The 5925-nt window shown below is 75.1% G+C and carries 4 protein-coding genes and 1 pseudogene; 3 read left to right on the top strand and 2 right to left on the bottom strand.

The features are described 5' to 3' along the window. Positions 1 to 99: 99 nt before the first annotated feature. On the bottom strand, positions 100 to 1056 hold the full coding sequence (meaB, locus tag ABT238_RS27400) for a methylmalonyl Co-A mutase-associated GTPase MeaB (protein ID WP_350795229.1): 957 nt from the start codon (positions 1054 to 1056) through the stop codon (positions 100 to 102). Positions 1057 to 1141: 85 nt separating this feature from the next. Then, complete coding sequence (locus ABT238_RS27395; RefSeq protein WP_350562548.1) at positions 1142 to 2335, bottom strand: acetyl-CoA C-acetyltransferase; 1194 nt, start codon at positions 2333 to 2335, stop codon at positions 1142 to 1144. 257 nt (positions 2336 to 2592) lie between these two features. Here ABT238_RS27395 and mce point away from each other — a divergent pair, with 257 nt between their 5' ends. The 3 genes and pseudogenes from mce to ABT238_RS27380 form a co-directional block, all read left to right on the top strand. Continuing rightward, positions 2593 to 3027, top strand: coding sequence for a methylmalonyl-CoA epimerase (gene mce, locus ABT238_RS27390; protein WP_350562550.1), 435 nt, complete (start codon positions 2593 to 2595; stop codon positions 3025 to 3027). A 552-nt stretch (positions 3028 to 3579) separates the two neighbouring features. Then, a pseudogene (locus tag ABT238_RS38835) lies at positions 3580 to 4440 on the top strand (polarized growth protein Scy-related protein); the annotation flags it as partial. Between the two features lie 72 nt (positions 4441 to 4512). Next, a partial coding sequence (locus ABT238_RS27380; RefSeq protein ID WP_502891468.1) for a polarized growth protein Scy-related protein occupies positions 4513 to 5925 on the top strand: 1413 nt, incomplete at its 3' end.

Genomic DNA, 5925 nt, shown 5'->3' with positions numbered 1-5925 from the left:
GTTTCGATTCCTGCGAGCCTCGTCATGATCAGTCCCTCGACTCTGGGGCAGGTCACAGCCCCGGTGCAGGTCAGCGCAATGCAGAGGGTCGGGCCGCGGTCAGGCCGCGGTGAGCCCGGCCACCAGCCGGTCGGCCGCGCCGTACGGGTCCAGCTCGCCGGCCACCACCCGTTCGGCCAGCGCGGCCAGCTGCCGGTCGCCGTGCAGGTCGCCGATCCGGGCGCGCAGCGCGGCCAGCGCGATCGCCTCGATCTCGTCGGCGGCCCGGCGCCGGCGCCGGACGGCCAGCTCGCCGTGCTCCTCCAGCCAGGCGCGGTGCTTCTCCAGCGCCTCGACCACCTCGTCCACGCCCTCGCCCCGGGCCGCGACGGTCTTCACGATCGGCGGACGCCAGTCCCCCGCCTCCCGGGCCTCGCCCAGGCCCAGCATGTGGTTCAGCTCCCGGGCGGTGGCGGCGGCGCCGTCCCGGTCGGCCTTGTTCACCACGAACACGTCGCCGATCTCCAGGATCCCGGCCTTGGCGGCCTGGATGCCGTCGCCCATCCCGGGGGCGAGCAGCACCACCGTGGTGTCGGCCTGCGCGGCGATCTCCACCTCGGACTGGCCGACGCCGACCGTCTCCACCAGGATGACGTCGCAGCCGGCCGCGTCCAGCACCCGCAGCGCCTGCGGGGCCGCCCAGGACAGTCCGCCGAGGTGGCCGCGGGTGGCCATCGAGCGGATGAACACCTCGGGGTCGGTGGCGTGGTCCTGCATCCGGACCCGGTCGCCGAGCAGGGCGCCGCCGGAGAACGGCGAGGACGGGTCGACCGCCAGCACGCCGACCCGCTTGCCCAGCCGCCGGTAGGCGGAGACCAGCGCCGAGGTGGAGGTGGACTTGCCCACGCCCGGCGAGCCGGTCAGGCCGACGGTGTAGGCCCGGCCGGTGTACGGCGCCAGCGCGGCCATCACCTCGCGCAGCTCGGGCGCGGCGTTCTCGACCAGCGAGATCAGGCGGGCGACGGCCCGCGGGCGGCCCTGCCGGGCCTGCTCGACCAGGGTCGGCACATCGATCATGGGTGGGTCTCCTTGCGCCGAAGGGCCGCGGACCGCTTGTGGCGGCCCGCAGCCCTGGTGTGCGTCGGTCGTCGTGCCGTGATCGTCAGGCCTTGGGCACCCGGACGATCAGCGCGTCGCCCTGGCCGCCGCCGCCGCACAGCGCGGCCGCGCCGACGCCGCCGCCGCGGCGCTGCAGTTCCAGCGCCAGGTGCAGCACCACACGGGCGCCGGACATGCCGATCGGGTGGCCGAGCGCGATCGCGCCGCCGTTGACGTTGACGATCTCGGAGGAGACGCCGAGGTCCTTCGTCGACTGGTGGGCGACGGCGGCGAAGGCCTCGTTGATCTCGATCAGGTCGAGGTCCTCGACGGCGATGCCCTCCTTGGCGACGGCGTGCCTGATCGCGTTGGACGGCTGCGACTGCAGCGAGTTGTCCGGGCCCGCGACGTTGCCGTGCGCGCCGATCTCGGCGATCCAGCTCAGGCCCAGCTCCTCGGCCTTGGCCTTGCTCATCACGACCACGGCGGCGGCGCCGTCCGAGATCTGCGAGGAGGTGCCGGCGGTGATGGTGCCGTCCTTGGTGAACGCCGGGCGCAGCCTGGCCAGGCCCTCGACGGTGGTGTCGGCCCGGATGCCCTCGTCCTGGCTGAACAGGACCGGCTCGCCCTTGCGCTGCGGGATCTCCACCGGGACGATCTCGGCGTCGAAGACGCCGTCGGCCTGCGCCTTGGCGGCCCGCTGGTGCGAGGCGGCGGCGATCTCGTCCTGGACCTCGCGCGCGATGCCGAGGCGGGCGTTGTGCTTCTCGGTCGACTCGCCCATCGGGATGTTCTCGTAGGCGTCGGTCAGACCGTCGTGCGCCATCGCGTCGAGCAGCTCGATCGCGCCGTACTTGTAGCCCTCGCGGGACTTCGGCAGCAGGTGCGGGGCGTTGGTCATGGACTCCTGGCCGCCGGCCACCACCACGTCGAACTCGCCGGCCCGGATCAGCTGGTCGGCCAGCGCGATGGCGTCCAGGCCGGAGAGGCACACCTTGTTGATGGTGAGCGCCGGGACGTTCATCGGGATCCCGGCCTTGACGGCGGCCTGGCGGGCCGGGATCTGGCCGGCGCCGGCCTGCAGCACCTGGCCCATGATCACGTACTGGACCTGCTCGCCGGTGATGCCGGACCGCTCCAGCGCCGCCTTGATCGCGAAAGCGCCGAGCTCGGCACCGGAGAAGCCCTTGAGGGAGCCGAGCAGCCGGCCCATCGGGGTCCGCGCCCCGGCGACGATCACAGAGGTGGTGTTGGTCATGGGACGAGCCCCTTCGCACGTCGTGGCCAGGTGGAGGATTCCGCTCAATGTACTGACCTGTTACCCGCCCGTCACCGGACCCAAGATGTGATCGAGCGCACTGGCACCATCCAGTCAACACCGTGCCGCGCCGATCCGGGTGAACCCTGCGCCCCGGCCCGTGTGAGCAGACTCGCACCGTGATCGGTGGCGCCGCCGCCCGGCATGCGCTGCACTGTTGCCGTCCTGTCGCACCCGTCCCCGGACCGGAGGCCCCCGTGCTCACCCGCATCGACCACATCGGCATCGCCTGCCACGACCTCGACAAGACGGTCGAGTTCTACCGCGCCACCTACGGCTTCGAGGTGTTCCACAGCGAGGTCAACGAGGAGCAGGGCGTCCGGGAGGCCATGCTCAAGATCAACGACACCGGAGACGGCGGCGCCTCCTACCTCCAGCTGCTGGAGCCGATCCGCGAGGACTCCCCGGTCGGCAAGTGGCTGGCGAAGAACGGCGAGGGCGTCCACCACATCGCCTTCGGCACCGCCGACGTCGACACCGACTCCGAGGACATCCGGGCCAAGGGCGTGCGGGTCCTCTACGAGCAGCCGCGCACCGGCTCGATGGGCTCGCGGATCACCTTCCTGCACCCCAAGGACTGCGGCGGGGTGCTGACCGAGCTGGTCACCGCCGCCGAGCCCGGCGCGCACTGAGGCGTGTCCCCGTCGCGGGGCGGCACCCGGCCGTCCGCCGCCCCGCGACCCTCATGACCCGTCAGTAACCTCGTCGGGCAACCCGGAAAACCCCCACGCGACCATTCCCCCGCAAGACGCTCCCACTACAATGCCCAGGTGCGCGAAGACTCCGGGGGACGGGGACGACGAGCACGGCCGAAGACAGGCCCGTCCGCCCCGGTGGGAGGCCCGTCGCAGGGGAGTCCATTACGCGGGCACGGCTGAACAGTCGCAAGACGGATCTGTCACCATTCTCCACAAGGCAAGAGTTCGCCCAGGAGTCCACCCGGACGGGGGAATGCGGATCGACCGCGCTCCCACGCCCCGGACTCCGACGACCGCGGCGGGCGTCCCCGGCTAGGCGGGGATGTCCGGACAGCCGCGGATGCAAGGACCAGTCGGACCGTGCCCGGACATCGGGCGGGCGGACCGGCCGGGTCGAGGACGCGACCAGGAGATGGATGGGACCGCGGAGTGCGGGGCTACGACCGCTACGAGGTTGACGATCACCTCTCCCAGTTCGAGGCCGAGATGGATCGGACTCGCAAGGAGCGGGACAAGTCAGTCGAGCATGCCGAGGACCTCGCCTACCAGGTGGAGGTGCTCCGGGCCAAGCTGCACGAGTCCCGCCGCATGCTCGCCCAGCCGCGCGCCTTCGACGCCGTTTCCGGCCAGGCCGAGCAGATGCTCCGCACCGCCGAGATGCAGGCCCAGCAGCTGCGCGCGGACGCCGAGCGCCAGCTGCGCGACTCGCAGGCCGCCACCCAGCGCATCATGGCCGAGGCCGCCGAGCGCACCGCCCGGCTGGAGGCCGAGCTGGCCGCCCGCCGCCGCCAGCTGGAGGAGGAACTCGCCGAGCTGCGGCGCAGCGCCGAACAGCACGTCAACGAGAACGTCAGCTGGGCCGAGCAGACCCGGGCCGGCACCGAGCAGGAGGCCCAGCGCCTGCTCCAGGAGGCCCGCGCCGAGTCCGAGCGGATGATGGCCGCCGCCCGCGCCGAGGCCGCCGCGCTCTCCGACCAGGCCCGGGCGCAGACCGCCGCCGACGTCGACGCCGCCCGCGGCGAGGCCCAGGCCGCCGCCGAGGCCGCGCTCCAGCGTGCCCAGAGCGACGCCGAACGACTGCTGCGGGCCGCCTCCGAGCAGGCCCAGCAGGCCGGCGCCCAGGCCGCCGCCGACGTGGACGCCGCCCGCGGCGAGGCCCAGCAGCAGCTCGCCGCCGCGCACGCCGCCGCCGAGCAGCAGCTGGCCGTCGCCCGGGCCGAGATCGGCCGGCTCAAGGAGACCGCCGCCGCCGAGCAGGCCCGCGCCCAGCAGGAGCTGGACCACGCCCAGGCGGAGATAGCACGGCTGCGCGCCGAGGCCGTCGCCGAGGCCGAGCGGGCCCGCCAGGAGGCCGCCGAGCTGCGCGCCCGGGCCGAGGCCGCCGCCGAACAGCTGCAGGCCGACGCCGAGGCCGCCGCCGTGCGGAAGGTCGCCGACGGCGAGGCCGCCAGCGAGCAGCGCTCGCAGACCGCCCGCGCCGAGGTGGCCCGGATGGTCGCCCAGGCCACCAAGGAGGCCGAGGCGATCCGCGCCGAGGCCACCACCAAGCAGGCCGAGGCGGAGGCCGCCAAGGCCGCCGCCGCCGAGGAGAGCGAGCGGCTGCGCGCCACCGCCGAGTCGGTGGCCGGGCAACTGCGCGCCGAGGCCGAGGCCGCGATCGCCGAGATGCGCGCCCAGGCCGAGCAGGACGTCGCCGAGCTGCGGGCGCAGGCCGAGGCCGCCGCCGAGCGGCTGCGCGGCGAGGCCGAGGAGGCCGGCCGGGCGGCCGGGGCCAAGGACGCCGCGGACCGGCTGGCCAAGGCCGCCAAGAGCGCCGAGGAGATGCTCGACCGGGCCGACCGGGACGCCGGGGCCGCCCGCTCCGGCGCCGCCGCCGAGGCCGAGCGGATCCGCACCGAGGCCGCCGCCGAGGCGGAGCGGCTGCGCGAGCAGGCGCAGGCCGCCGTCGAGGCCGCCCAGAACGCCGCCCTCGACGACGCCGCCGCGATCCGCGAGCGGATCCAGGAGATGCAGGACGAGGCCGCCCGGATGCGCGCCGAGGCGGAGGAGCTGCGCTCGCAGGCCGCCGCCGAGGCCGACCGGGTGCGCGGCGAGGCCCGCCGGCAGGCGGTGCTGCAGATCGAGGAGTCGGCGAAGAGCGCCGAGGAACTGCTCACCAAGGCCAAGTCCGACGCGGACGAGCTGCGCGCCGGCGCCGCCGCCGAGGTCGAGCGGCTGCGCGAGCAGGCCAAGGAGCAGGCCGCCGAGACCCAGAGCCGGGCCGAGCAGACGCTGGAGCGGGCCCGCGCCGAGGCCGAGAAGACCGCCGCCACGGCCGAGCAGCAGAGCCGGGACGCGCTCACCGCCGCCAAGGCCGCGGCCGCCGAGAACCGGGCCGCCGCCGAGCGCGAGACCGCCGAACTGCGCCGCGAGGCCAACGAGTTCGACCAGCGGGTGCGCGCCGGGGCGAGCGCCGCCGCCGAGGCACTGCGGACCGACGCGCAGGCCGAGGCGAACGCCGTGCGGGACGCCGCGGTGGCCGACGCCGAGCGGGTGCGCACCGAGGCCGACACCGAGGCCGCCCGGGCCAGGGCCGAGGCCGAGGCCGCCGCCGAGGCGCTGCGCGAGGAGAGCCGGCGCGAGCGCGAGGAGGCCGCCGCCGGGCTGCTCCGGGAGCGCGAGGAGACCGCCGAGCAGCTGGCCGCCGCCGCGGCCGCCCGTGAGCAGGCCGAGACGGCGGCCAAGGAGCTGACCGAGCGCACCGCCGCCGAGACGGCCCGCCTGCAGGCCGAGGCCGAACGCGCGCTGGAAGCCGCCGAGACCGCCGCCGAACAGCGCCGCGCCGAGGCCGAG

The sequence above is a fragment of the Kitasatospora sp. NPDC001527 genome (assembly GCF_040298605.1).
GTDB lineage: Bacteria > Actinomycetota > Actinomycetes > Streptomycetales > Streptomycetaceae > Kitasatospora.
Note: the sequence above shows the minus strand (reverse complement) of the source record. Positions and strands in the feature narration are given on the sequence as shown.